The 24,604-nt window shown below is 45.8% G+C and carries 28 protein-coding genes and 1 tRNA gene; 6 read left to right on the top strand and 23 right to left on the bottom strand.

Annotated features, from left to right (window positions below; translation table 11 throughout):
- Nucleotides 1–401: 401 nt before the first annotated feature.
- The gene (locus tag B1728_RS16935) at nucleotides 402–2,123 is read right to left on the bottom strand and encodes a methyl-accepting chemotaxis protein (RefSeq protein WP_179136054.1); all 1,722 of its coding nucleotides are present in this window, start codon (nucleotides 2,121–2,123) and stop codon (nucleotides 402–404) included.
- Between the two features lie 287 nt (nucleotides 2,124–2,410).
- Between B1728_RS16935 and B1728_RS16940 the strand changes: the two genes are divergently transcribed.
- Nucleotides 2,411–2,863 carry a putative iron-sulfur cluster-binding metallochaperone gene (locus B1728_RS16940; RefSeq protein WP_079911408.1) on the top strand — a complete coding sequence of 151 codons (453 nt, stop codon included), beginning with the start codon at nucleotides 2,411–2,413 and terminating at the stop codon, nucleotides 2,861–2,863.
- 45 nt (nucleotides 2,864–2,908) lie between these two features.
- Here the strand turns inward: B1728_RS16940 and B1728_RS16945 are convergent, their stop codons facing one another.
- From B1728_RS16945 to B1728_RS16960, 5 genes are all read right to left on the bottom strand, one after another.
- On the bottom strand, nucleotides 2,909–4,006 hold the full coding sequence (locus B1728_RS16945) for a Ger(x)C family spore germination protein (protein ID WP_079911409.1): 1,098 nt from the start codon (nucleotides 4,004–4,006) through the stop codon (nucleotides 2,909–2,911).
- Nucleotides 3,987–5,144 carry a GerAB/ArcD/ProY family transporter gene (locus tag B1728_RS16950; protein WP_079911410.1) on the bottom strand — a complete coding sequence of 386 codons (1,158 nt, stop codon included), beginning with the start codon at nucleotides 5,142–5,144 and terminating at the stop codon, nucleotides 3,987–3,989. The genes B1728_RS16945 and B1728_RS16950 overlap by 20 nt, the downstream gene beginning before the upstream one ends.
- Nucleotides 5,144–6,634 (bottom strand): spore germination protein, encoded by a 1,491-nt coding sequence (locus B1728_RS16955; RefSeq protein WP_079911411.1) that lies wholly within the window; start codon nucleotides 6,632–6,634, stop codon nucleotides 5,144–5,146. Before B1728_RS16955 ends, B1728_RS16950 begins: the two co-directional genes overlap by 1 nt.
- Before the next feature lie 287 nt (nucleotides 6,635–6,921).
- Nucleotides 6,922–7,167 (bottom strand): hypothetical protein, encoded by a 246-nt coding sequence (locus B1728_RS35810; RefSeq protein WP_144027899.1) that lies wholly within the window; start codon nucleotides 7,165–7,167, stop codon nucleotides 6,922–6,924.
- Between the two features lie 12 nt (nucleotides 7,168–7,179).
- Nucleotides 7,180–7,383, bottom strand: coding sequence for a hypothetical protein (locus B1728_RS16960; protein ID WP_079911412.1), 204 nt, complete (start codon nucleotides 7,381–7,383; stop codon nucleotides 7,180–7,182).
- 197 nt (nucleotides 7,384–7,580) lie between these two features.
- Here B1728_RS16960 and B1728_RS16965 point away from each other — a divergent pair, with 197 nt between their 5' ends.
- The gene (locus B1728_RS16965; RefSeq protein ID WP_079911413.1) at nucleotides 7,581–7,829 is read left to right on the top strand and encodes a YuzF family protein; all 249 of its coding nucleotides are present in this window, start codon (nucleotides 7,581–7,583) and stop codon (nucleotides 7,827–7,829) included.
- Nucleotides 7,830–7,911: 82 nt separating this feature from the next.
- Nucleotides 7,912–8,808, top strand: a complete 897-nt coding sequence (locus B1728_RS16970; RefSeq protein WP_079911414.1) for a manganese catalase family protein — start codon at nucleotides 7,912–7,914, stop codon at nucleotides 8,806–8,808.
- Nucleotides 8,809–8,978: 170 nt separating this feature from the next.
- On the opposite strand, the gene B1728_RS16975 is transcribed toward B1728_RS16970, so the two are convergent.
- From B1728_RS16975 to rpsF, 7 genes are all read right to left on the bottom strand, one after another.
- Nucleotides 8,979–9,425 (bottom strand): DUF6262 family protein, encoded by a 447-nt coding sequence (locus B1728_RS16975; protein WP_079911415.1) that lies wholly within the window; start codon nucleotides 9,423–9,425, stop codon nucleotides 8,979–8,981.
- Entirely contained in the window at nucleotides 9,422–11,053 is a 1,632-nt protein-coding gene (locus B1728_RS16980; RefSeq protein ID WP_079911416.1) for a tyrosine-type recombinase/integrase, read from the bottom strand. The genes B1728_RS16975 and B1728_RS16980 overlap by 4 nt, the downstream gene beginning before the upstream one ends.
- Nucleotides 11,046–12,443 (bottom strand): tyrosine-type recombinase/integrase, encoded by a 1,398-nt coding sequence (locus tag B1728_RS16985; RefSeq protein WP_079911417.1) that lies wholly within the window; start codon nucleotides 12,441–12,443, stop codon nucleotides 11,046–11,048. The genes B1728_RS16980 and B1728_RS16985 overlap by 8 nt, the downstream gene beginning before the upstream one ends.
- Nucleotides 12,440–13,588 carry a tyrosine-type recombinase/integrase gene (locus tag B1728_RS16990; RefSeq protein ID WP_256865382.1) on the bottom strand — a complete coding sequence of 383 codons (1,149 nt, stop codon included), beginning with the start codon at nucleotides 13,586–13,588 and terminating at the stop codon, nucleotides 12,440–12,442. Before B1728_RS16990 ends, B1728_RS16985 begins: the two co-directional genes overlap by 4 nt.
- A 214-nt stretch (nucleotides 13,589–13,802) precedes the next feature.
- The gene (gene rpsR, locus B1728_RS16995; RefSeq protein WP_079911488.1) at nucleotides 13,803–14,087 is read right to left on the bottom strand and encodes a 30S ribosomal protein S18; all 285 of its coding nucleotides are present in this window, start codon (nucleotides 14,085–14,087) and stop codon (nucleotides 13,803–13,805) included.
- Between the two features lie 342 nt (nucleotides 14,088–14,429).
- Entirely contained in the window at nucleotides 14,430–14,909 is a 480-nt protein-coding gene (gene ssb / locus B1728_RS17000; protein WP_079911419.1) for a single-stranded DNA-binding protein, read from the bottom strand.
- A gap of 45 nt (nucleotides 14,910–14,954) precedes the next feature.
- Nucleotides 14,955–15,239: a 30S ribosomal protein S6 gene (rpsF, locus tag B1728_RS17005; RefSeq protein WP_079911420.1), complete on the bottom strand. Its 285-nt coding sequence runs from the start codon at nucleotides 15,237–15,239 to the stop codon at nucleotides 14,955–14,957.
- A gap of 237 nt (nucleotides 15,240–15,476) precedes the next feature.
- Here rpsF and B1728_RS17010 point away from each other — a divergent pair, with 237 nt between their 5' ends.
- Entirely contained in the window at nucleotides 15,477–15,656 is a 180-nt protein-coding gene (locus B1728_RS17010; RefSeq protein ID WP_079911421.1) for a YjzC family protein, read from the top strand.
- A gap of 70 nt (nucleotides 15,657–15,726) precedes the next feature.
- Nucleotides 15,727–15,975: a hypothetical protein gene (locus B1728_RS17015; protein ID WP_079911422.1), complete on the top strand. Its 249-nt coding sequence runs from the start codon at nucleotides 15,727–15,729 to the stop codon at nucleotides 15,973–15,975.
- Nucleotides 15,976–16,447: 472 nt separating this feature from the next.
- Here the strand turns inward: B1728_RS17015 and B1728_RS17020 are convergent.
- The 4 genes from B1728_RS17020 to B1728_RS17035 form a co-directional block, all read right to left on the bottom strand.
- Nucleotides 16,448–16,538: transfer RNA gene (locus tag B1728_RS17020), tRNA-Ser, on the bottom strand.
- Between the two features lie 55 nt (nucleotides 16,539–16,593).
- Nucleotides 16,594–16,803, bottom strand: a complete 210-nt coding sequence (locus B1728_RS17025; protein ID WP_079911423.1) for a DUF951 domain-containing protein — start codon at nucleotides 16,801–16,803, stop codon at nucleotides 16,594–16,596.
- A 2-nt stretch (nucleotides 16,804–16,805) separates the two neighbouring features.
- Nucleotides 16,806–17,726 carry a mechanosensitive ion channel family protein gene (locus tag B1728_RS17030; protein ID WP_079911424.1) on the bottom strand — a complete coding sequence of 307 codons (921 nt, stop codon included), beginning with the start codon at nucleotides 17,724–17,726 and terminating at the stop codon, nucleotides 16,806–16,808.
- A 13-nt stretch (nucleotides 17,727–17,739) separates the two neighbouring features.
- Complete coding sequence (locus tag B1728_RS17035; protein WP_079911425.1) at nucleotides 17,740–17,982, bottom strand: putative Se/S carrier protein; 243 nt, start codon at nucleotides 17,980–17,982, stop codon at nucleotides 17,740–17,742.
- Between the two features lie 106 nt (nucleotides 17,983–18,088).
- Here B1728_RS17035 and yyaC point away from each other — a divergent pair, with 106 nt between their 5' ends.
- Nucleotides 18,089–18,724, top strand: a complete 636-nt coding sequence (gene yyaC / locus B1728_RS17040) for a spore protease YyaC (RefSeq protein WP_079911426.1) — start codon at nucleotides 18,089–18,091, stop codon at nucleotides 18,722–18,724.
- On the opposite strand, the gene B1728_RS17045 is transcribed toward yyaC, so the two are convergent.
- The 6 genes from B1728_RS17045 to rsmG all read right to left on the bottom strand — a co-directional run bounded on the left by B1728_RS17045 (nucleotide 18,699) and on the right by rsmG (nucleotide 24,603).
- On the bottom strand, nucleotides 18,699–19,193 hold the full coding sequence (locus B1728_RS17045; RefSeq protein ID WP_079911427.1) for a DUF4446 family protein: 495 nt from the start codon (nucleotides 19,191–19,193) through the stop codon (nucleotides 18,699–18,701). The genes yyaC and B1728_RS17045 overlap by 26 nt on opposite strands.
- Nucleotides 19,194–19,243: 50 nt before the next feature.
- A complete protein-coding gene (locus B1728_RS17050) occupies nucleotides 19,244–20,398 on the bottom strand; it encodes an aminotransferase class V-fold PLP-dependent enzyme (protein WP_256865383.1) in 1,155 nt (384 codons plus the stop codon).
- A gap of 107 nt (nucleotides 20,399–20,505) precedes the next feature.
- Nucleotides 20,506–21,360 carry a ParB/RepB/Spo0J family partition protein gene (locus B1728_RS17055; RefSeq protein WP_079911429.1) on the bottom strand — a complete coding sequence of 285 codons (855 nt, stop codon included), beginning with the start codon at nucleotides 21,358–21,360 and terminating at the stop codon, nucleotides 20,506–20,508.
- Complete coding sequence (locus tag B1728_RS17060; RefSeq protein WP_079911430.1) at nucleotides 21,357–22,115, bottom strand: ParA family protein; 759 nt, start codon at nucleotides 22,113–22,115, stop codon at nucleotides 21,357–21,359. Before B1728_RS17060 ends, B1728_RS17055 begins: the two co-directional genes overlap by 4 nt.
- 662 nt (nucleotides 22,116–22,777) lie before the next feature.
- Nucleotides 22,778–23,593 carry a nucleoid occlusion protein gene (gene noc, locus B1728_RS17065; protein ID WP_079911431.1) on the bottom strand — a complete coding sequence of 272 codons (816 nt, stop codon included), beginning with the start codon at nucleotides 23,591–23,593 and terminating at the stop codon, nucleotides 22,778–22,780.
- A gap of 281 nt (nucleotides 23,594–23,874) precedes the next feature.
- On the bottom strand, nucleotides 23,875–24,603 hold the full coding sequence (gene rsmG, locus B1728_RS17070) for a 16S rRNA (guanine(527)-N(7))-methyltransferase RsmG (RefSeq protein WP_079911432.1): 729 nt from the start codon (nucleotides 24,601–24,603) through the stop codon (nucleotides 23,875–23,877).
- Between the last annotated feature and the right edge of the window lies 1 nt (nucleotide 24,604).

The following is a 24,604-nucleotide window of genomic DNA, read 5'->3' on the forward strand; positions in this document are numbered from 1 at the left end:
ATACTCATTTCACTTTGTCCATTGATGGCGTCTTTCTCTTATATTGGTTGTTTCTTAATGCAGACCGGTTTCGAACAAAATTGTTTCAACCCATCCCAGTTGCCCCAGATGCAATTTTTACATCGATTCGGTTGTCTTGGGGCAGAGGTAGTCCGGTTTTCAACGCTTGTACAGAATGTTGGTGACATGCAGGATCCGCCCTTCCAGATTTATGCAAACAGCCTTTAAATTGCCCAGAAACGAATCATCCTATTCCGCCAAGCAGCAATCCGCATCGTGAAAGTTCCGCTTGGATCCCATCTACCCCTATCTCCCGCATACAAATAGAAAAGACCGGAGCTGCCCATTTTGGGCAACAGCCGGCCTTTGTCCGAATTCGCAGGATCAGTTGTCTTTGAAAATTATACGTTGAATTTTCCAACTAACGCACGAAGCGAGTCGGACATTTCGTTTAACCGGAATGCGGTTTGCAGCATTTCCTCGCTCGTCGCCGTTTGCTCCTCTGTCATGGCCGCCACCTCTTCGGAGAATGACGCGGTTTCTTCCGTAATCCTTGTAATTTCCCGGATCGAAGTTTCCACGGCTTTGCTGCCGGCAGACATTTGCTCTACTGCCGCAGCAACCTCCACGACTTGAGCGCTAAGATTGCTGACTTCCGTCATAATCGTGCGGAAGGATTGCCCGGCCTCCTTCATCGCGCCGACGCCGTTCTGTACATCCGCGCTGTTATCGCTCACCTTATTGACAAGATGGTTGATGCCGGATAACATGAGTTCAATGGTTCCATGAATTTCAGCAGTGGAACGCGCGGCCTGGTCGGCAAGCTTGCGAATTTCTTCCGCAACCACAGCAAAACCGCGGCCCTGTTCGCCGGCGCGTGCCGCTTCAATTGCCGCGTTCAGGGAAAGAAGATGGGTCTGGTTTGAAATCTCCTGAATATGGCTTACGACATCCCGGATTTGTTCGGAGAAACGCGCCAAATCCGCGGCTGACGTCTGGATTTCTGTAAACGTACATTCAATGCGTTCGATTTTAACCGCATTTTGCCTCATATTATCTGCGCTCTGTATGGCGATGGACTGCGTTCGTTGCGCAAGATCGGACACCCCCGTTGCGCTGGAAGCGACTTGCTCCAGTCCCGATACCGTTTCCTGGATAATCGCCGTAATTTCTTGAGCCTGGGACACCTGATGTTCCGCCCCTTGGGCAACGCGCTGAACAGACTGGGCGATTTGGTCGGATGCCTTGGTGCTTTCTTCTGCCCCACCCCTCAGCAAAGACGAAGATTGTTTCAGTTCCTCCGTACTCGCTTGAATGTCTGCAATCATCCTTTGCAGACTCGAGAGCAACAAGTTGGTATGATCCGCCAAATCTTTGGTTTCATCCTTCGTCTTCACGGAAATTCGCTTCGTCAAATCACCGCCGGATGACGCAATTTCTGCGATGGCATTCCCGACCTTACGCACGTTTCTCGCCGTTATAAAGCCTGTGAAATAGGAAGAAACAACAGAGACGACAATGACGAAAGCGAGCGACATATACAACTGATTTCGAAGTTGACCGTTTTTCTTTTCCAGCGCTGCGACGCGTTCCGAAGTTAATTGTTTTTCAACCGATCGAAAACGGGAGAGCTGATCGCGCAGCGCGTCCATATGCGTTTTTCCCGGATCTTCCTGGAAAAACTGCTGAAGTCCCCTGCTGTCGTTCGCCTTTCTCAAGGCAATCACTTTCTCTCCGGCGACTTGAATCCAATCCTCGACATTTTTTCGAATCGCTTTCAGTTTTTCCTGTTGGTCCGGGTTATCGGCGACAAGTCCGAACAGAGCGTCATAGTGCGTCTGCCAGTTTTTCTTCCCGTTATTGTAAGGATCCAAATATTTCGCTTCTCCGGTAATCACAAAACCGCGCTGGCCCGTTTCCATATCGACAAGATCTTTTTCGATGGATTGAGCCAGGCTGTGTACTTCCATATCATGATTCGTAATAAACTCGGTTTCCTTCTGGAAGGCGGCCATCTGGTTCGTCACCCCCAGGATGGCGATAACAAAGCAGATCACAACGATTAAAAATCCAAGTGCAATTTTGTTTTGAATGCGGTTCAACCGGATAAGCGTGCGTTTCATTGCGTTAGCGCTCCTTTTCGTATGTACATGATCGAACGTTGCCGGAAAAGTCTTCCTTGCAGAGAGAGGCATGGCGGAGTCTGTTCCGCCAGGCTGGCTCGTCCCCTTGGATTCGCAACAATCCCTGCACTTGAAGTGCATTTCTGTTTCCGTCAAAATGACCGTACCATGTCCGCTTATGTACGTCAAGATTTGGAAGCTTCTTCTTCACCTTGCGATTCCAGAGGCGTCGAACGTCTTCCAAAACAGCGCAATATTCCTTTCACATCCTGCAGGGGGGAATTTCTATGGATTGTTGCGCACCTTCCGATCATGCCGGGATCGTATGTCCTTCCTGCGGTCTAAATGGCGCTGCGGTGAAACGTATTACTCTGAAGTCCTTGCTTCATGCCTCGGCACTCGAAACGCTCGAACCGGAGGATTTGTACGTATTTTGCGCAACCTCTTCATGTTCTACCGTGTACTTCAACAAGAATGGCATGCAAACTTTTGCGGAACATGATCTGAAGGTACCTGTGTTCCAGAAAAATCAGCGCATGGACGTGCCGGTTTGTTTCGGTTTCCATTGGACAAGAGACCGACTCATTCGCGCTCTGGACATCTCTCCAACGCCCGTTGACCGGATCAAAACTCAGGTACAGGCTGGCCGCTGCGCATGCGAAATCCACAATCCGCAGGGGACTTGCTGTTTGGGGAATGTGAGCGCTTTTGTACGCGGCTTCAAACGTTCCATGTCATGAAGTCGCGATCATTGGCGAGTGACACAGGGCGCGCGAGCTGCGTCTTCATCGCCGGTCCGCATGCGAATCGAGCATCCCGGTATGCTCCAACTTCAGCGAAGCATGAATCGTTACGTCCATATCCGGCCATCGTTTGTTCCACTGCTCACGGGTGAATGACCGTTCCTTCCATCCTACCGTGTACATGCCCAGCCCGAACGGGTCGACACATAACGACTGCGTTCGATCGATAACTTTCTCCAGCTTCTCCTGGATTCTCCGTTCAAGCGAACGCTCGAACTCCTGCAATTCCAGGGGGCTGTCCGTCTTCTGTCCGGCGGGGACTTCTTCCACTCGTCCTTTAAGCATCACATCAACATAGACTCTCCGGAACGAATCGGTGAAACGAATTTGCCGCTCGGTTTTGATACTGCCGAGCACGACATCCGCCGCTGGCAGCGGCACCGTCTTTTGAACGCCTCTCTTTTCATGCAGCATTTGGAAAAAGACGTCATCGGGCAGCGAAACCGTCCCGACCATCTTATCCCCGCGGAACAGCGCCGTCCCGGAATAACGAAGTTCATTGTTCGCGACGGCGTAATAGGGAAGAACCGGATCGGCATAAGGGTTGTACATCCTGGCCAGGAATTCATGCACGTTGCTTGTCGTCAATTGCCCTTGCTTTTCGTAGTGCGCAAACATTTTGTACAGATACAAGTCGATTTCCTCCTGCCCGCTCTGCAGCTGCCTGTTCAAATATCCGATCATATCGCCACGCACAACAGAGAGAAACACGCGGCTGGAAATTTCGGGATCACGCAGTAACGTATCGAGCAGAGACGTCAGCCCCCGGTTAGCCATGGCTTCGGAGAAAAAAATCATTCGGATCTGCCCCCCTTTCGTTTCCCGGTAATACTTCAAGTTTCGTAAGTATCTTCCTTCGATTAACGTATTGGAGGACGTGGTAATCACGCTCTTTTTCTCTTTCTTCAGCGGGGGAATGATGGTAGACAGCTTTACGGATCCGTCGTTCCCTTCATCCAGAAAAAGCAATACAACCGGCGATATTTCCTCAATGGTATTGGTTTTATCGACAAACGAGCAACCGCCGAGAACAAGCAACGACAGTAATAGAAGAAGCGGTTTATGACGAGCCGCCGGCATGTCGATCCCTCCATTTCCTGCGAATCATGATCCATCCCAAGAGGAAGAAGCCAAAAGGCAAAACGGTATAGGTGCTGGCATCCAGCCATGAAAGCCAGGTGATCCACTCCTTGGCTTTCCATTCATCCGGCCATATCCAGCGACCGGCCATCCATGTCAGCAGAAGCATCATCAAAAACGCCAACCAAAACGGCGCTCTTCCTGCTGAAAGACGACTGCGCGCAAGACATTGGATTGCTCCCGCCGCATACAATAGAAGGATGGCGACGACGTAAACGACGGAAATGGCGTAGGCTGGAATCAGAATCATTTCCAGCCGTTCGGCGAAAGGAAGCTGAATATACCGGATCAGATCGACGATCGGCAAGTCTTGCCGCTGCAAATAATCAGATCCGTAAAACGTCAGGCAAATGACAAAAAAGAATATGTATTCGAATGCGGTAAATGCATTGGCGGAAATCAGAGCCGTTTTCAATTTCTTCGCGTCTACCGCCTCTTTCGGCAATGCCAGCATATATTCGGGACCGGAGAACGCCGCCCATATCGTAAGAAAGGTTTGCCAATCTCCCTTGGGCATGTGCTCCGGAAGAAGAGGGAGCAGATGGCGGTATTCGGCAGCCGGCGGAAACGCAAACGGCACGTACAGGAAGGTAACCCATATCGTGCCGACAAACGCAACGATCGCAAAACGAACGGTCTTCTCCATGCCCAATCGAGCCAGGTATACGCAAGCACACAATAGCAGGATGCCAAACAACGTAGCATGTAAGGCAGGAAACAAAATATGGTGCACAATATCGACATAACCCATCATCAGCACGATGCCTTTCATCAAAACAGCGAACAGCCCCGCAAGCAAAAACAGGAAAGACACCGCCGATCCCAACGTGCGGACGATGCCGAGATAACCGCCGGGCGTTTCTTTCCATGCAAAACAGCGGGCAATCATCAAAATGTTGAGGTGCGAGCATCCCGCCGCCAGCAGGATGAGGCCGATCATAACCGGCTCCGCAAGCACACTGGGCAAATATAAAAGATAATATAACGTTTGCATCCGGTTCGCCCAGAAGGCGAGGGACAAGAAACCGAAGGGCGCTGAAATCGAAAACAAACCGGCCGAACCTACACGAGAAGCCATCACGGTTTCCTCCCGGTAACGCGCATCCGCTGCAGCGGCTTCAAATAAGCCGGTCTTGTTCGCATCCCGGACAGCGGCGCACGAAACACCGTATCCTTCCAGTCGCTTGCAAAAAACGGGCTTAGCGGGGACAAATACGGCTGCCCGAGCGAAGTCAGCCCATGCAGGTGGATGCACAGCCAGAGCAAACCGAACCCGATGCCCCACATCCCAAGCCATGCCGCCAGAATGAGCAGGGCAAATTGGAGCAGTTTGCTCGCGTTCGTCATCAAATAGTTGGGAACGAGAAACGAGGCGATGGCGGAGATGGCGATCACAATGACCATCACATTGCTTGCGATTCCTGCTTCCACGGCCGCTTGACCGATGACAATACCGCCCACGACGCCGAGCGTTTGGCCGGATTTGGTCGGCATGCGCAAACTGGCTTCCTTTAATATCTCCAGCGTCAGCAGCATGAGCAACGCTTCCCAGAACGGAGGATACGGAATTTCACTGCGGGATTGCATCAGGACAAACAGCATCTCCAGCGGAACCATCTGATAATGGTGAACCGTCACCGCCACGTAAGCCGGGGTCAAAAACAGTGCAGCCACGAACGCGACAAAACGAAGCCCCCGCAGGAAGCTGCCCACCATCCATCGGTGAATATAGTCCTCCGGGGACTGAAACAGATCAAAGAACGTAATGGGCGCTACAAGCGCAAACGGCGTGTTGTCCACCAGCCAGACCACTTTGCCGCTGGCCAGCGCCGCGGCCAGCACGTCCGGACGGTCCGTCTGTTGAAATTGCGGAAAAACGCTGTTGACATGGTCCTCCATTAAAGCGGAGATATGGGAAGAATCGAGAAGAACATCGAAATCAATCTGTTTCGTCTTCATCTCTGCGATCCGCACCAGCTCTGGATTGACAATACCTTCCATGTACAGCAGCACAACAGAAGTTTTGCTTAACGATCCGGCGGTCCATTTCTTTGACTTTAGGCTTGCTACGGGCAGCCGGCGACGGATTAAGGTCAAGTTTTTGTCAAGCCGTTCGTTCAGGCTGTCTTTGGGACCGTACACAATCGATTCCTGCTCGGAAGAATCGATAGCGCGGCCGAGTTGATCCTGCTTTTTGACCGCGCAAACGTTCCCGATCTCATCAAAAACAAGAATTCCTCCCTGCAGGATGAGCTCTTCGGCTTGCTGCAACGTCGTTACGTCCACCCGATCTTCGGAAATCACCTTTTGTCCTGCTTGTTCGTCCGGGGCATGCAAAAGGGGAAGCACGATGTCGCTTTCGACCTGTTTTTGATCCACAAAGGAACGGATGTAAAACAGCTTGACTTTCCGCCCTCCCGCATCCAACTCATGCACCTGTGCATCGTGAATATCGTGAAACAATTGCTGCACGTGCTGCGGAGACAAGTTGCCTGCGGGAGGTTGAGTATCGGCTTCTTTTGGCGTATTGCTTTTGTCTTGCTTTTTAAACCAACCGATCCAACGCATCGGCTCCCCCCCTTTCGCGTTTAGTCCATGTATTATTTTTCCCGATATGAAAAAAAACATGCCTCGCAGCCTCGCAGTTCCGGGCTGTTGGCAGTCCGGAGATTATCAGTCATTTCGTGAAAAACCACGGGCTTCCTGCGAGGCCACTGAAAAAAGTCCCCTCGCCTTCTTTCTGCGATGCAAAAAGTCCGTTTTTAGCCTGTGAGACGGCTTTAAACGGACTTTTCCTTATTTTCCTGCAACATCAAACTTAAAAATCGATGCATCACAGAAAAAACGTGTCTTTTTCAGTGGCCTCCTTCCCACCGGTGGCTTGAATCGTGAACATTTCGCAAACACTGATTCTCCCAGTTGTTGCAGAAGTCCTCATACACTTGCTCGACTCCGCTGTCGGATATCATGTGTCTGGCCAGAAAGTCGTACCAGAACTGATCGAAAGACAAGGGCATCCGGGTTCCATATTGGGAACGAAGGGTTACATAACGGTCCCAGATTTTGATTCGGAATGCTGCCAATTCATCACATCGCTCCATGTCGGTTCGCCTTTAAGCGGCGCTGGTATCGCTGGATATTTCTGACGTTTTCGCTCTTTCTTCGGCCAGCTTTTGAAATTGTTTTGCTCTTTCCAGATGAAAGGCACGCAATTGGTCGTGATATTGAGCCATTTTCATGTGCCAGTCGTACATTTGCCTGACATAAGCGGCGTGGTCATGCGTAAACATGGGCATTGCCTGTTTAGTAAACTGCATTCGAAACCATTCCTCCTTGGGTAGGTGAATTTTGAACTTACAGCATCAGTCTATGGCAGACGTGTAGAAGCGACAACGGCATCCGCCCGGTTTCCGGTCATTTTTATCGGGTTGTTTGTCTATACGCAGGCGGAAACACAACCTTCCTTACTTCGGCATAGGCTAAATGGTAACGAGAATGAGGAGGAGATTTCATCGTGTATGCATATCCGAATGGAATGTACAGGGAAACGGCAAATTCCGCATTATCCACAGTAACCTTGGTTGACCCGTATTTTTATCACACCTTGCGCTCGCTTCAAGGAAAGCCGGTGGTTATTGAAACGTTTCGGGGCCCTGTTCGGGGTACGATAACCGACGTGAAACCAGATCATGTCCTGCTGCAAACAGACAATTCCTCATTTTTTCTGCGTACGCAGCAAATGATTTGGGTTATGCTCTCTTAGCACTCCGGCGCGGCATGAGACAAACGTCCCCTGTCATAAAAATAATAAGAACCATCAAATTGGTAAGGGGATGATGTCCGCCATGTTCAAGCGCATCAATCGATTGCCCATTGCATTGCCTGTTCCCAAACATCCGGACGCTAACGCCGCCGCGGCCGTGCAGGAACTATTAGGCGGCCGTTTCGGGGAGATGTCTACGTTGAATAATTATTTGGTCCAATCTTCGAATTTTCGCAGCAAAAAAAAGCTGAAGCCCTTTTATGAACTTGTGGCCAGCATTACGGCGGAGGAGGTTGGCCATGTGGAATTGGTGATGAATTCCATTAATTTATGCCTGTCCGGTTCCACATTTCCGGCAGATCCGGATGAGGCCCCTTTGCGCAACGGGGTTGACAAACGCAATACCTACCATTTTATTGCATCAGCTCAAACTTCGTTGCCCGGCGATTCGATGGGCAAAGCATGGAACGGTGATTATGTCTTTAACAGTGGCAATCTGGTACTTGATCTGCTGCATAACTTTTTTCTCGAATGCGGCGCCCGCACCCATAAGATGCGCGTGTACGAGATGACAGATCATCCTGTCGCCCGCGAAATGACGGGTTACTTGCTGGTCCGCGGGGGAGTTCATGTGCTTGCTTACGCGAAGGCGCTCGAAATCATGACCGGAGTCGACTTAAAAAAAATGCTCCCTATTCCCAATCTTGAGAATCGGGTATTTGATGCGACCCACAAATACGAAGAACAGGGGATTCATCGAAAGTTATATACGTTTAGCGATTCAGACTATGAAGATATCGCTCAAATCTGGAAAGGATCCCATCCTTCCGACGGAGAGCGATTGGAAGTCGTCAGAGGAGTTCCCCAAGGAGGAGAAGTGCCCGATCTTGAAGAAGTGCCGGAAGAATTTGCCCCTGGCATCTCGAATGAGGATTTTATGCAGATTGCCCAACGGCTGCAAAAGCTCGCCGGATTGTAAGGTGTTGCGTTCCTAAGCCTATCAAGCTGCCTTAGAGGGGGAGATCGATGGTGCTACGGGTAAGGGTTGCTGCTTATATGGCATGTATACGAAACTTTTATTTATTTCTATTAGCCGTGCGCGACTCCCAGCGTGCGGCTCGTCACATGGTGGCGGTCAAGCACAAGCCTTTATTTGAATGGTTTCAATTGCCTATCCCTTAGTTCTTGAATTTTATTTTCTAAATATTCGATACGAGATTTTAGTTGTGCTTTCTCTATGACATGTTTTCTGCATATTTCCAGAAGTTTCTCGTTCTTTTCCTTCTCATTCTGAAGCGCCTGCTTAACTTTTTCATACCGATTCTGAAGCAATCTTTTGCCGCTTGGTCTGGTTGACGTTTCGATTGCAGTAGCTGCAATTTCTTCTGCCCCTTTTTCAATTTCCATCTGCAGCAAAATGGCTTGATCACAGCGTTCCTTAAGATCAGGACGATTATAGATCGTCTTTCGCTCAATGCCAGCTTTTTTAGCAATCGCTGATATGGACAGTTTTTTCTTTCCTTTTCGGAGGTTTGTTATTGCTTGTTCGATACGCTCCAGTGTAACGAGTTTATTTTCTTTAGAAGGGTCACTCATGCCATTCCCTCCCATTCGCTTGGTGTGATATTGTAATCTGAATGATTATCAATTCCGGAATAATTCACCTGGGTTTCCAACTCATCAATAATTCCTACGAGGTATTTTTCAATTGTCTTTAACTTGTTCTCATAAGGACCCCCAGCAGGTGCAGATGCCAATTCGCTACGAATTTTTTTCAACCGGCCTTTATGAACTTCAAGAAAGTCCGGAGTAGTCAAAAAATTGCGGCATCCTAAACATACCCCGTCGCCTTCACAAGGTTCATTTCGCATTGGATGGTGAAGACAAAGTCCATGTGACAAAATTTGAATCTTATGCGCTTTACGCAATTTATCAACTTGTTCGATGGTCTTTCCTTTGAATGGGTTATTTACTTTAAGTTTTTCTTTTATTTGAAGAGCCTGCTTACCAACAAGAACTGCGCCTTCATTGAATACTTTCGCGAACTTGTTCCTTACATCCTCTTGAAGCAGGTGTGTATAGTGCTGTGTACCTCTAATGGACTTGTGATTTAACAATTCCCGTATGGTTTCCAGAGAGGCCCCGCCTTTTAAAGCATACGTAGCGCAAGCGTGGCGGAATGTATGAGATGAAAAATCAGCAATATCTCCATTTTTATATCGGAGATTGTGTTTTTGAAGCCAGGGTCTTAGAAAATTCTTTGACCAATTTGCATGGGAAACTATACCCACGGGATATCCTTTGACATTACGTATTCGATTAAGAAATAAATACGGTAAGCCCGATTCTTTTCTTAACGGATCCGTGTATTTTTCAACTTTCGTAATGGCTTGTACGACAAGGGCATTCGCTGGTTTATACACCCTCGTAGGTTCGGCTTGCAGTTTACCGGTGTTGTATACTAATTTTGTTTCTCCGCCAATTGGCTCAATGGAGGCATTATACATCGTAATGATTTCGCTAATGCGAAGTCCAAGCTGCAATCCAACTACTACGCTAGCTGCAACAAGTATATTTTCGTCCATATCTAAATCACTTACTGCTTTACGCAATATCCGATCGATCAACTGTTCGTCCGATATTTTATCAATGTTTACTTGCTCTGCTTGCTTGGCATCCTTCTTTAACGCTTTGTTATTAATAATGAGCTCATTGTACATGCCCTGAACAAATCGAACATCTTTTGGAACATCCCAGCCTTTAATATTTCCCTTTAATAAGATTTCTTTTAACGCCAATGCACTTTTCTTGATTGAAACAGAGCTTATTAACTGACCACTTGTCTCGCTTTTCGCTTCAGGCAAATACGTAAAATACGTCTCCAATAAACTCTGATCAATTTCTGAAAACGACTCCACTTCCGGCGCATATTCTTTTATAAATTTAGAAAATCGAACAACACCGTCTAAATTTCGTTTGGCAGTTGAAAACTTGCCCGTGGTTAACTCATGATGCATAAACCATTTTATTACTTCTAGCATTTTGGGCTTATCAACAACAAATTCAAAATCAATCATAAGCCTCTTGCCAGACAAATGCTCTACATTAATAAATCCGTTAAAATCCCATACATTGTCTGAGAATTTACTATTACCGCAGCGGAAATCTAATTGGGGTATTAGGGGGTTGTAATCAAACAATTGAAGCTTTATACTTTCAACCACTCTGCATCGCCTCCAAACGCCCTATAATCGTTTCTAAGGCGTATTCAACAGTCTCAAGATGATTCGTCGTCCCGATATACTCCTGAGCCATATATGCCTCTCTGTTGGCTCTGAGACGATCCAAATGGTCTTTATGAATTGGTAAGTGTTCGGGAGTCGTGATAAACTTAGGACAGATCACGCACATATTAAATTTAGAGCATATCTTGCCCTCATTATTTATCGGCTTCTGACAAGCCCCATCAGGCAATGAAGCAGACAATAGCGTTTCCGTGTCGAGATTCTTTCCTTGACCAAGTTCCTTATCACTGATTTCCTTGACTATCATGCCGATAAATCCAAGCTTTTTATATTCGCTTTCAACTTTTGGATTTTTGACTTTTGCATATAAGCTTGTGGAGTGCAATGATTCGTGACCTAAATATTCTTGAATTTCAAACATGCTCATGCCCTTATTTAGCATGTCCGTTCCAAGCGTATGCCTAAATGCGTGAAAGGTTAATGGGTATAATTCGCCATCGTTATCTCTGATATCATGCTTTTTGACAAACCGATAAAGTTTATCTCGAAATATTTTTTGGAGCAGTCTGGCATACCGTATATTCCGTTTTTGCCAGTAAAGACAAATGTAGTTTGTTGCAAGTTCTTTCCTGGCCACTTCTGAGTATTGTTCAAGTAGTTGAACTGCCCGTTTGACTCGATTTGATACGGGGATATATCTGTCAGCCTTATTTTTCGGAGAGAAAACATACAATACGGGTTTTCCTGTAAAATCTTCAGTTATACACCCCTCGGTTAGGTCCAAAACCTCTGAAAGCCTGATTCCCGAATCGATGCCGATCTCCACAATAGACTTCAAGAGGATGTTTTTCTCCTTTTTTAAAGCTATTTCAATCTGTTTCATTACATTATCGGGTATATACCTTGTCCTTAAAACATCATCTTGCTTAAGTGCTTGGTACTCATCTCCATCAAAAATCTGTCCCTCCGGAAAACCATCATACTCAAAAAACTGCCCATGTTCTACTACCCATTTTAGTGCAGACATAGCAACCGATCTTGTAGAGTTTGCTAATTGAATCTGTTGTAAATAATAAATATACATTTGAGTGATTTGGTGCGATAAATCGGCATAATCCATAATTTTCAAATTGTATTCTTTCACGAATTCAAAGAACCGTTTCAATGAATAATTATATCGATACAGTGTTTCAACGCTCGGCTTCCCTAGACTCATGCATTCAATTGTTATTTGCTTATGTATTTTCTTGAACCATTTATTTGGCAAATATGAAAATTCAAAAGATAATTTATCACCATAACTCGATTGATACGGAACCTCCCATCTATCAGTTTTTGTATCAACTGTTGAAATATACGCTCTACTCAATTCAACTCCGCGCTCCTTCTCTGACGCATGAAGCTTTCATATGCCGTTGTTTTCGCTTCAAGCGACAAATGTTGATACTTACTCGTAGACTTAACATCATTATGACCTAACCTATCTTGGACATAACGCATATCAAATCCCGATTCGGTGAGTTCGGTTCCATGGGTGTGCCTAAGCATGTGAGGAGTGCATTTAATACCCACTTGTTCAGATAGCTTATTGAAGAGCTTTGTTATCGTATCGCGGATCATATATTGGCCAGGGCTGGTTTCATGATTCACAAATATCGTAAGATGTTTTCCATCATCAGGGCGATGATACAAGATATAATTCTCTATGGCAAAGACAATATCTCTGCTGACGGGTATTTCCCTTTCTAGTGATTTGATGTTGTGGTCTTTATGGTATAGTGGATCATGCTCTTTTACCTTTATAACCCCAACTTTTGTTTGAATCTCATAATCACCTATACGAAGACCTAGTGCCTCACTAATCCGGCAACCCGTTTCATAAAGAAATCTGAACAATAACTGATTTCGGGCATTCAAGCTCTCATCTGACTGTAACATCTCAAGTCCTTGATAGAGCTTTTCAACCTGTTCCCGAGTCAAACGCTTACCCTTAACTGATTTTTTCTCTTTAACTCGGAAGAAATTAAAACCCATATCTTTACGACTAACTTTCTGAACTAGGAAATGTCTGTTTTTTGAATCATCTTTATAAGTTAATGGGTTCTCCGTCACAAAGCCCCCAATCACTTCATAATATCGATAAAATGAGGCTATTGTTGCCATATACTTATTCTTTGTCTTTGCAGATTTCTCTTTGTCCGTCTTTCCGACTTTCGTTTTCAAATACTCAAGCCAAGAAAACATATCCGCTTTCCTAACCTCGTAAAATTTAAGCCCCACTTCGTTTAACCAAGTGAAATATTCCTTTAAGTCTCTACTATAACCTTCGATTGTGTTCTCAGAGTGCCCCTTCTCTTCTAAATAGTGAAGAAACAATGTTATTTCCTCGACAATGTTGTAGTCCTCATCCACAACTACTACATTTCGTTTCCCGGCCTCATTGAGAGTTTTTTCAATTTTCAGATTGCCCATATTCATCACCACCGAGATCAATCCTATATGATGTTTAGCCAATGTTTTCCCACTTTTACCGATCTTGAGTGTGTATATCATCCATCATCTATTATTATAGAGTTAATTGTCAATTATCATAGTTGAGTTCCGGAGTAAACTCAAGAAACAAAAGGAACGATTCGCACATGCAATGCTCTTCCGCCGCGGGTTCAATGAACTCTTTTGTGCTGCCATAGAAAAAGGTGTGTTGCCATAAGGCCAACACACCTTTTTCCTAGATATTATCCGTTGTGTACGGAAGCAACGCTACCGCCCTAGCACGTTTAATTGCAACTGTTAATGCACGTTGATATTTTGCGCTTGTTCCAGTCACACGGCGAGGAAGAATCTTCCCACGTTCGCTAATGAACTTTTTAAGAACTTCCGTATTTTTGTAATCAATATGAGTAATTTTATTGACTGTAAAGTAGCAAACTTTTCTACGTTTACCTTTGCCACCTCTACGTGTAGCAAACTTTCTTTCACCACGTTCTTCGTCATTTCTTTGTGCAAATGCCATTGTTATTTTCTCGTTCCCTTCATTATTGCACATTGGTTAACGTGCCAAGTTTTTTCTGACTATCCTCTAGTTCAAAGTTGGGTATGGATAAGTCTTACGACTTACCCACACCCGACTTCTCACTACGGGGCTACACCCACATCTTGAAATAAGGATGGTCATCATCACTAGACTACATTGACGGTCATAACGTATTACACACTTTACTCAACATCGCGCGATCTTAATAAACCGTGGATGCTGGTCGTAAATGAAGATTACCATTACACAGTTAAAATGCTTTAAAACCCCTTGATTTTACTGAGGTCTTAAAGCATTTTCTGATCTCAGATGTTACGCTCTCTAAAATGGCAAATCATCATCGGAAATATCAATCGGTTTTCCATCATCCTGGAACGGATCTTGATTGTCACGTGGTCCGCCGTAGCGCTGTTGTTGACTTTGGCCTTGCCCTTGGCTGTAGCCTCCGCCTCCCATACCCTCTTCACGATTTCCACCACTGTTAGCGGACTCCAAGAAACGAACATTATCGGCAATAACTTCAGTCACGTAAACACGACGGCCTTCGTTATTATCGTAGTTGCGCACTTGAATTCTGCCTTCCACTGCTGCTAACCGGCCTTTACGCAAATAATTGGCACATGTTTCAGCAAGCTGACGCCATGTCACAATATTGATAAAGTCCGCTTCACGTTCACGCTGCTGGTTCGTAAAAGGACGATCCACGGCTAGCGTAAATGTCGTTACAGCAACGCCTGACGGGGTATAGCGCAATTCGGGGTCACGAGTCAGCCTTCCGATCAGAATCACACGATTTAGCAACCTTAAACCCTCCCAGCATGTCAATTACGGCACGGATGCCCTGTATTACGCTACGTCTTTAGTGATCAGGTAACGAATGACTTCGTCAGAAATCTTCATCACACGGTCAAGCTCAGCGATAACTTCGTTGTTGGCGTTAAAGTTAACCAACACGTAGTGACCATCACGGAACTTGTTGATCTCATACGCAAGACGGCGTTTGCCCATTACATCGTGTTTCGTAATTTCGCCACCGTTGTTGATGATGCCTTGAAACTTCTCAATCGCAGCTTGAACAGCATCTTGCTCAATGTCAGGACGAATGATGTACATTACTTCATATTTGCGCATGGTTTCACCTCCTTTTGGACTAACGGCCCCTCTTATGAGGAGCAAGGAGCGAGAATTTCAATTACTATCAAAACTCGCACCATAATACTATAGCAAAATCAGAGCCTAATGACAAGTTCTTTAGGGCAAGTACGACCACTTTCTTCTTATTAAAAATGGTTTGGTAAATTTTTTAGCTCATGTAATAAACCGGTCAAGGAAAAACTAGCAGTACACTTCGCACAGGAGGTGACCAGTATGGGCGAATGGAGCCAGTTCAATCCTGGAGATACAGCTCCCAATGACGGCGAATATATGGAGATCGGGGAGAATGCCTTCCATATGGGGATAAATAACCCCAAAATCATTTCCTTGAAGAAGGGTGAGACCTTCCCGGAAACCTCCAACCATAACCGCAAGTGGAAGCGTAAGTACTAGCCTTCTTCTCCCTCTGCGTTGGACGTCCGACGTTCAGAGGGGGTCAAAATTTCATTAAAGGAGCCTTTCCATGAAATATACCGTGACGCTGCTTTTCGCCGCTTTCGGCGCTGCACTCAGTCTGGTGCATTATTTCGGCCACCAATCCGAGCCGATTTACATTTTGTTCTACTGCCTGAGCGTGCCCGCCTGGTTCTATCCAATAGTCGGCACCACCAATGTGAACCCTGTACTGCTCTATACCTTAACCATTCTCTCTTGGGCGGTGATCGGCTATTTCGTTGATCTGTACTCTGTTCGTAAGAAAACCCATTCTTAAACCGGCCACCTCCTTATGCACACCTTCATGCAAAGGAGGTTTTTCTTTTCATCCACATGTGGATAAGTCAGAACAAGGATTTATCCACCGATATACGCCGATTTATTAACATTTTCTGAGCCTTCGGACGTTTTCTTTTTATCCACAAGTCCTCTTCGTCTTCGTGAACCCTCCGCGGATCCATCCAAGCCAACTGCCCTTGACCATCCCGCTTTTTTTGATCCATACAAAGGCTTTAAAGACTCACCCGGATTCTCCTCATACAACAGCACCTTTTTAATGCTTCATCCATACGCTTCCAGGTCATTATGCTATGGGTTCAGCTTTTCAATCGGCCTCCGTTTCAAGACAACAAAATAGCCCCAACCAAGTGGAGCGTTGCCTTTGAAGCTTTTCAGTACTTTACGGGGAATCCAGCGCTAGATAATAAAAAAACGACTCTTCTCAGAGTCGTTATCGCTGGTATTTTTGGTGGCGGAAAGAGTGGGATTCGAACCCACGCACGGCTTGCGCCGCCTAGCTGATTTCGAGTCAGCCCCCTTGGGCCTCTTGGGTACCTTTCCGCACTAAAAAGGGACAAGTGTTATTCTATCACAACACCTACCCAAAAGGCAAGCCCTATTCCAACTTAAAATTTGGATTTGAACGAAGAACCTTTTTCAGCTTGCTCTCGAACTTGGCTCTCGGCACCAATACGCTGTGCTTGCAGCCAACGCATTTAATTCGGATATCCATGCCCAGCCGAATAATTTCCATTTCGTTAGTGCCGCAGGGGTGAGGTTTTTTCATTTCCACGATATCGCCCAATTCATATTGCTTGCGTTCCATGCTCACTCCCCCTTTTCATTTTTATGATAATTGACAACCCGCGGATAAGGAATTTCAATACCATGCGAGTCAAAAGCTTTTTTAATCTCTGCATAGAGCTCTCTGGCTACCGCGAACTGCATATTCGGCTTGCATTCCACCGTTACCCTCAGCGTCACATTCGCCCCGACTAACGCCTGAACGCCAAGCACCTCGGGCTCCTTCACCATGTTGACGTTCGTCTCGTAATTTTTACTTACGGTTTGCTTCATGATGGCTATCGCTTTATCCGTATCTGCCTCATAAGCAATAGATACATCGACTACAGCAATGCTGTTGTTAACGGAGAAATTGGTGACCTGCGTGATAGTGCCGTTCGGTATGATATGTACCTCGCCGGTCCAGCTTTTGATCCTGGTGACCCGAAGACCGATTTCTTCGACGGTGCCTTTGAAATTGCCTGTCTGGATAACGTCGCCTACGGCGAATTGATCCTCGAAGATGATAAAAAATCCGGTGATCACGTCCTTAACCAGACTTTGCGCCCCAAAGCCGACGGCCAAACCGACAACGCCGGCTCCTGCCAGCAGCGGCTCCAGCCGGATGCCGAATTGGTTCAATATCATAAGCACCATCGTGAAATTGACGGCATACTTAATAATATTCCCCATCAGCTTGCCGATCGTCCGCGTTCGTCTGACATCGAATTTCAACGGACTTTTTTCGCGTTCGACCAGCATATGCTCCAGTGCTTTATTGGCAATCTTGATGATGATTCTGCCAATGACATAAATCAAAATAATTTTAATGATCGTAAATAGGACATTCGTCCAAACAGCAGGATCCGAGATGTATCCCATAATCTGCTTCTGGAATTGCTCCCAGGTTGTCATTGTGGCTCCTGCTTTCTCGTCAGCAAGGAACAGATGAAGCCACTGATCCATGCTTTACACCACCTTATAATTCCATGTTAACATACTGATCACCTATTTTGGAATAGATGCCTCTTATCTCCACACGCTCTTCCCTTACAATACGCTTGACTTCTTCAAGGGATTCTTCGGGGAACTCCAGCGATAGAGCGCATCCCGCCGTAATTTGCTTCGGGGTAGGACACATGTCGTTCTCGATCTCGGCATATTCCAGCAGCATTTCCGCACGCAGAGCCTGCTGGGTTGAATCGAAGGCCATCAACAGCATGGCTCCGCCTCCTCTATTTTATTTCCAACGTGACGTATAATTCGCAATCTCTTTCCGTATACTAGTAAAAATGTTTATATACTCCTAGTAAATGGAGGGTTATTATATGAAACTGCCTTTTCATAGAGACAAGATGACCGCTCAGGAAACCGAGAAGGACAAAGTCGTTGAACCATTCAAAATTCAGCACACGGAAAGCAATATTATTGAGCTTTTGTCCGACAAGCTTGTTTCCATTCTCGAACAAGTCCCGTCGCATCAGCCTATCATTATCATATGTGTAGGAACCGATCGCTCCACAGGAGACTCTTTGGGTCCCCTGGTCGGCACGCAGCTCAAAAAATATCATTTGAACGGCATTCATCTCTATGGAACATTGGATCAACCGGTACACGCTATGAATTTGAAAGATACGTTATCCTCCATCCATGACCATTTCACGAATCCGTTTATCATTGCCGTCGATGCATGTCTTGGTCAGCTAACAAGCGTTGGCTGCATTCAAGTCGGCGACGGACCGGTTAAGCCAGGCGCTGGCGTTAATAAAGATTTGCCTCCGGTTGGAAATATGCATATTACAGGAATTGTAAATGTCGGCGGATTTATGGAATACTTTGTCCTTCAAAATACCCGTCTCAGCATCGTCATGAGCATGTCCGAGGTTATCGCCAAATCCTTTCAAGTCGCCATCTCCAATTTGTCGCGGCTAACCGCTCCTACTTCTTTTGCACGACTCGATTAATGGCTTCCTTCTCTTCCGGCGACAGCACATATTGCGATTGTCCTTGCGTTACCGGCTTGGCATACACATAGGTCTCCTCCCGGTTATGAATCCCTGTCAGTACAACGCCATCCAATTCATCATCCAGCAAAGCAACGGAGAAGCTTAGATCGCTTCCGTTCTGAGCGAAGGCATTGTAACGGTATACACCCAAATTGGATTTCATTTTTCTCATCTGCTGCGCAATCCCGGCAATTTGCTGCTGGGATTGTTTTGCTTGCTCCTGCAATTCCTGCGTCCGTTGCTGTAAATCAATGAAAGCTTGCTCCACATTCAAGCCACTTTCTCCATTTAACATGCTCATATATGTTTTGCGCAGCTTGTTCAGCTTGCTCCATAACGTGATGACCAAAATAAGAAATATGACAATGACGGCCGTCATCGTGATGACCAGAACCCTCATGTCAAGCAAATCAAGCAATTCCCCCATACTCCTATCCCCCTGTGTAAAATGGCACGCTGTCGCATTCTATCATAATCTCATTTTAGGTGAGCTGCAATTTCTTTTACGGCCTGGATAAGCCGTTCCGCTTCTTCATCCGTAGTAAAATAGCCGACACTAGCCCTGACGGCACCCCGTTCCATGGTACCTGCACTTTCATGCGCCAATGGGGTACAATGAAATCCGGCCCGGACAGCAATCTGAAAGGAGTGATCCAGAATGAATGCAACCTCCGAAGAATCGGCTTCATGGATGGTAAAAGGAATAATGCCTGTTTTATTTTGCCCCAAATCCGGACCTAACACCTTTACGCCATCAATTTCCAGCAGGGAGGACATAATATATTGCGTTTGATCCCATTCTTTTTTATGTATCTTCTCTACGGTTTCTCTGAGTACGAATTTCACGCCCTCGTTCAGACCGGCAATTCCAGGCGTATTTTGCGTACCTGATTCATAACGATCCGGTCTTACGGCCGGCTGATCGATGGCTTCCGATTGACTTCCCGTTCCCCCATGAATCAGCGGCTCCAGTTCAAGCTCCGGATGAATATACAGCCCTCCCGTTCCTTGAGGACCCAGCAATCCTTTATGCCCCGGGAATGCAAGCATGTGAATGCCCATTTGCTCCACATCGATGGTAAGCGTGCCCGCTGATTGCGCGGCATCTACGAGAAACACGATATTGTTTTGTCTGCAGAGCTCCCCTATTTGCTCAACGGGAAGTATGCTGCCCAACAAATTTGAGCTGTGACTGCATACGAGCAGCGTCGTTTTATCGGTAATCGCAGCGGCTACATCATCGATATTTAATTCGCCTTTCTCGTTGGTCTGCACATAAGTCACCGTAATCTGCTTGGTTCGCTTTAAATATTCCAACGGTCTGCGAACCGAATTATGCTCTACCGACGTACATACAACGTGATCGCCGTCCTTTACAAAACCTTTGATCGCCTGATTCAAGGCCATTGTGGTGTTTTGCGCGAAGGAAATATCGTTCGGGTTTTTCACTGCGAACAGCTTGGCAAGATGCTTTCTCGTTTCAAATAATGTCCGGCTGGCTTTGACCGCCATCTGGTGGCTGCCTCTTCCCGGGTTGGCCGCATACTGGAGCATACATTGCTGCATAGCCTCCAGCACTTCAGGAGGTTTAGGCCAAGATGAAGCAGCATGATCAAAATAGGCTATATTCACTCTCTTTCCACTCCCTTCCTTCACAAAAAGTAGCATACCTAGTCTGCCCTATATTCAAGGGCGCTAACAGGGTATGCTACGGTCCATTGTACCACCAGTTTCGCGAATTACGAAATCTTCCCTTGCAGAAGATCCAGTAACCGATCCAAATCATCTTTAGAAAAATATAGAAGTTCTATTTTCCCTTTATTATTGTTATGTTTGATCTTAACGGTAGTCCGATACACTTCTCGCAAAGTTTCTTCAAGCTGGTTAATGTAAGGATCTTTTCGTTTGGAGTTAGCAGCCGGCTTCTTCTTGGCCGATTTTTCCTCAATCCGTTTGACTTCCTCTTCCAGCTCACGAACGCTCCATTGCTCCTTGATGGACTGCTCAGCCAATGCTTTAATCAGCTTGGCATCCTTCAATCCAACTATGGCTTTGGCATGGCCCATGGTGAGTGTTCCACGTGAAACATACTGCTTCACTTCTTCCGGCAAATGAATCAAACGCAGGAAGTTAGCAATATGGGATCTGCTCTTACCGACCTTTGCTGATAGTTCCTCCTGAGTTAAGGAGAACTGATCAATCAATGCCTGGTAGGCTACAGCAATCTCCATAGCATTCAAATCTTCACGCTGTACGTTCTCGATTAATGCAATTTCCATCACCTGTTGATCGGTGAATTTCTTAACTACTGCAGGAATCGTTGCCAGCCCGCATACCTGCGAAGCCCGATAACGGCGCTCACCGGCAATAATCTCGTAGCCTTTCAGTACGCTTCTGACAATAATTGGCTGAATGACTCCATGTTCTTTGATCGAAGCGGCCAATTCATTAATAGACTCGTCGTTAAATGTTCTTCTTGGCTGATACGGATTCGCACGCAGCTGCGGAAGCGGAATTTCCACGACTTTATCATCGTCGTTAATGCTCAAAGCAGGCAGCAGCGCATCCAGCCCTTTTCCTAATCGTTTACTCAAAGTGCGATCACTTCCTTTGCGAGCTCCATGTAGACTTCCGCTCCTTTTGATCGCGGATCATAGGTTATAATCGATTGACCATGGCTTGGCGCCTCACTTAATCTAACATTTCGCGGAATAATGGTTTGATATACTTTTTGCTGGAAGTACTTCTTCACTTCCTCGATTACCTGCATGCCGAGATTTGTTCTTGCATCAAACATCGTAAGCAGTACACCCTCAATTTGCAGGTTCGTGTTAAGATGCTTCTGAACCAAGCGAACGGTATTCAATAGCTGGCTCAATCCTTCCAAAGCGTAATATTCGCATTGAATTGGGATGATAACCGAATCTGCAGCCGTTAAGGAATTCACCGTTAAGATCCCCAAAGACGGAGGGCAATCGATCAAAATGTAATCGAACAAGTGCTTGACCAAATGCAAAGATTTCTTCAGCCGAACCTCGCGGGAAATCGTCGGAACAAGCTCAATCTCGGCACCCGCCAGTTGAATGGTAGCAGGAATGATTTTCAAATTCGGAATTGCCGTATCTACCATCGCTTCTTTAGGATGAATATCGTTAATAATGACATCATAAATGCAATAAACTACGTCCGCCTTATTAATCCCGATTCCGCTAGTCGTATTTCCCTGGGGATCAATATCTACCAAAAGTACTTTTTTTCCTAATGCTGCTAAGGATGCACCCAAATTCACGGATGTTGTCGTCTTCCCGACACCGCCCTTTTGATTCGTTATTGCAATAATCTTAGACAAAATCATTTCACCTCAATAAAATACTAAGTACGAGTATAACCAGGTCATTATACTCACGAACATCTCAGATCATCGGGACAATAGGCAATTTTCGAGCATCTACATAATTATCTACTACGCGAAGTCTTCCCTTACGTGGTTTAGCTGTACGGCCGCTTCAAAAACAAGTCACCACTGCCTGCAAAAATGAAAGAAAAATGACTTTCCTTGTCGATTTACGATATAGGGCCGCGCCGGGGCATAGAATGCATATCACTATGTACTGAAGCTTCCTTCCCCAAGTGGTCAGCCCTCTAATAAAGATGAACGACCGCGTGTATGGGTTGGTTTTATCACCAAATAGAATTTTCCAATTCGATAACCTCGAATTTTCCATTCTATGATGGTAAAAAAAACGTCTGTCGACGTCTTTTTCAAAAAGTGATTGTTTTCCATGCTCACGCACCCGGACTGTCTACTTGAATTGTCCAAGCTCATACAGTCACAACCAAAGGAAGCCTACTGCTAGAAAGAGAACCTTTCATTAAAGCATTCGTAGGCATCGGAGTTTTTACGGTGCTTCGCAAAGCACCCGTTCATTTGATGGAAACAAAAGCCCCATTACGGAGCTTTTTCTCTATATCACATATAAAAATGTCTACTTTCCTATCATACTATATTTTTTAACGTTTTGGTATCTTGATTACGATTTCATAGTGATCCTCATAATCCTGCTCCGTCGTGTTAATCTGCAGACCGGATGATGTGACCATGTCAACGGATTGCCGAATCGTGTTCAACGCCAAACGAACATCCTTTGAGAATGAAATTCGTTTGGATTTTTTCAGCTTAACTGCTTCCTTAAGCAGCTGGATCCTTGCTTCCGTCTGTTTGACATTCAGCTCTTTGGATATAATATCCTCCAGAACCTTAACCTGCATCTCTTCTTGGTCAAGCGACAACAAAGCACGTGCATGCCGTTCGGTAATTTTTCTTTCCATTAAAGCGTTTTTCACCGGTTCGCTAAGATTCAGCAATCTGATCTTATTCGCGATTGTAGATTGGCTTTTGCCAAGCCGCTGAGCCAGGCTTTCTTGCGTTAGCGAATGAAGGTCGATCAACTGCTGATACGCCATAGCTTCCTCAATAGCAGTAAGCCCCTCCCGCTGCAGGTTCTCAATCAGCGCAATAGAAGCCGCTTGTGAATCGTTGAAATCACGGATAATAGCAGGCACGGTCTCCATGCCCAGCTTCTTAACCGCTCTCCACCGCCGTTCACCGGCAATTAATTCATATAGATTGTCCCTAACCCGTACAACGATCGGCTGTATGATGCCATGAGTTTTAATGGTTTGACACAGTTCATCAATGCGTTCATCATCAAAAATCGTTCTAGGCTGGTACGGACTCGGAACAATATCGTTTACTGGAATATTTTTAACTTCATCAGCCGAAGCTTTTTCCGTAAATCCAAACAACTTTGAGATCTGTTCTTTCATTCATTAACCACCCGATCTTTTGCCATAAATATGGACCGATACATGATAATTTTGCTATATGAGTATATAATTCTCCAAAAATATGAAATTTCCTGCAAGGCTTGTATATGAAAAATAAGTGAACAAAAACCGACGCAAAATCTTTACCTCGAAGCTGATCAGGTACATAAAGGGGCCTTGAGTAAACAAAAAAAAGAAAACCTCTTGCGAGGTCAACTATTCAGAATGGTACTGTCTTCTATCTTGTTCCACGTGAAACAAACTACTGTATGGCTGTTCAATTAGCGAACTAGCGGCATCTTCAATGGGGTTCCTGCTTTTCTCGGATACTTCGCCGGTGTCGCCGCTGTCTTCTCAATAACAATAAGATGTCTCTTCGATGCTTCCTCGTCCGGAAGCTCCAAGCGGTGTGTATGTAAGTACTTTCCTTTTAGCTCTTTTAAGCTGAATGCCGCTTCCGCCAGCTCCCCCTCCACTTCACTGCCCTTCATTGCAATGAACTGGCCATGAAGCTTGACGAACGGCAAGCAAAACTCGTTTAATACGGCAAGCCTGGCCACTGCCCGGGCTGTCACCATATCATAATGATCGCGGTGCTCCTTCAGTCGGGCAATATCCTCCGCCCTGCCATGAATGCAACTCACATCGGTAAGCTTGAGCTCTGACTTCAGATGATTTAAAAATTGAATTCGTTTGTTCAACGAATCAATAATGGTTATCTGGAGATGCGGAAAAGCAATCTTTAATGGAATGCTGGGAAAGCCCGCTCCCGATCCTATGTCAGCCAAGCTCCGCTTGTCCTGCAAGCTCGTAAAAAAGGAAACGGAGAGCGAGTCATAGAAATGCTTTGTATAGACTTGCTCTCTCTCCGTAATGCCAGTCAGATTCATCTTTTCGTTCCACTCGACCAATACCTTGAAATACGTTTCAAATTGATCCAGCTGGTATTCGGTTAGATGTATCCCTTTCTCTTTAAGCCGATCCTGAAACTGTGCTTGTATAAGATCCATA

This window comes from Paenibacillus sp. 32352 (assembly GCF_002042965.1).
In the GTDB taxonomy this organism is placed as follows: Bacteria; Bacillota; Bacilli; order Paenibacillales; family NBRC-103111; genus Paenibacillus_S; species Paenibacillus_S vulneris.

What these genes read in the sequence shown, in the direction of transcription:
- B1728_RS17030 (WP_079911424.1), bottom strand. Translation starts at nt 17,726, where the DNA reads ATGGATCAGTGGCTTCATCTGTTCCTTGCTGACGAGAAAGCAGGAGCC.
- B1728_RS17010 (WP_079911421.1), top strand. Translation starts at nt 15,477, where the DNA reads ATGGGCGAATGGAGCCAGTTCAATCCTGGAGATACAGCTCCCAATGAC.
- B1728_RS16945 (WP_079911409.1), bottom strand. Translation starts at nt 4,006, where the DNA reads ATGCCGGCGGCTCGTCATAAACCGCTTCTTCTATTACTGTCGTTGCTT.
- rpsF (WP_079911420.1), bottom strand. Translation starts at nt 15,239, where the DNA reads ATGCGCAAATATGAAGTAATGTACATCATTCGTCCTGACATTGAGCAA.
- B1728_RS17025 (WP_079911423.1), bottom strand. Translation starts at nt 16,803, where the DNA reads ATGGAACGCAAGCAATATGAATTGGGCGATATCGTGGAAATGAAAAAA.
- B1728_RS35810 (WP_144027899.1), bottom strand. Translation starts at nt 7,167, where the DNA reads ATGGAGCGATGTGATGAATTGGCAGCATTCCGAATCAAAATCTGGGAC.
- B1728_RS16955 (WP_079911411.1), bottom strand. Translation starts at nt 6,634, where the DNA reads ATGCGTTGGATCGGTTGGTTTAAAAAGCAAGACAAAAGCAATACGCCA.
- B1728_RS17035 (WP_079911425.1), bottom strand. Translation starts at nt 17,982, where the DNA reads ATGCTGTTGATGGCCTTCGATTCAACCCAGCAGGCTCTGCGTGCGGAA.
- yyaC (WP_079911426.1), top strand. Translation starts at nt 18,089, where the DNA reads ATGAAACTGCCTTTTCATAGAGACAAGATGACCGCTCAGGAAACCGAG.
- B1728_RS16940 (WP_079911408.1), top strand. Translation starts at nt 2,411, where the DNA reads ATGGATTGTTGCGCACCTTCCGATCATGCCGGGATCGTATGTCCTTCC.
- noc (WP_079911431.1), bottom strand. Translation starts at nt 23,593, where the DNA reads ATGAAAGAACAGATCTCAAAGTTGTTTGGATTTACGGAAAAAGCTTCG.
- rsmG (WP_079911432.1), bottom strand. Translation starts at nt 24,603, where the DNA reads ATGGATCTTATACAAGCACAGTTTCAGGATCGGCTTAAAGAGAAAGGG.
- B1728_RS16935 (WP_179136054.1), bottom strand. Translation starts at nt 2,123, where the DNA reads ATGAAACGCACGCTTATCCGGTTGAACCGCATTCAAAACAAAATTGCA.
- rpsR (WP_079911488.1), bottom strand. Translation starts at nt 14,087, where the DNA reads ATGGCATTTGCACAAAGAAATGACGAAGAACGTGGTGAAAGAAAGTTT.
- B1728_RS17045 (WP_079911427.1), bottom strand. Translation starts at nt 19,193, where the DNA reads ATGGGGGAATTGCTTGATTTGCTTGACATGAGGGTTCTGGTCATCACG.
- B1728_RS17015 (WP_079911422.1), top strand. Translation starts at nt 15,727, where the DNA reads ATGAAATATACCGTGACGCTGCTTTTCGCCGCTTTCGGCGCTGCACTC.
- B1728_RS16950 (WP_079911410.1), bottom strand. Translation starts at nt 5,144, where the DNA reads ATGGCTTCTCGTGTAGGTTCGGCCGGTTTGTTTTCGATTTCAGCGCCC.
- B1728_RS16975 (WP_079911415.1), bottom strand. Translation starts at nt 9,425, where the DNA reads ATGAGTGACCCTTCTAAAGAAAATAAACTCGTTACACTGGAGCGTATC.
- B1728_RS16970 (WP_079911414.1), top strand. Translation starts at nt 7,912, where the DNA reads ATGTTCAAGCGCATCAATCGATTGCCCATTGCATTGCCTGTTCCCAAA.
- B1728_RS16960 (WP_079911412.1), bottom strand. Translation starts at nt 7,383, where the DNA reads ATGCAGTTTACTAAACAGGCAATGCCCATGTTTACGCATGACCACGCC.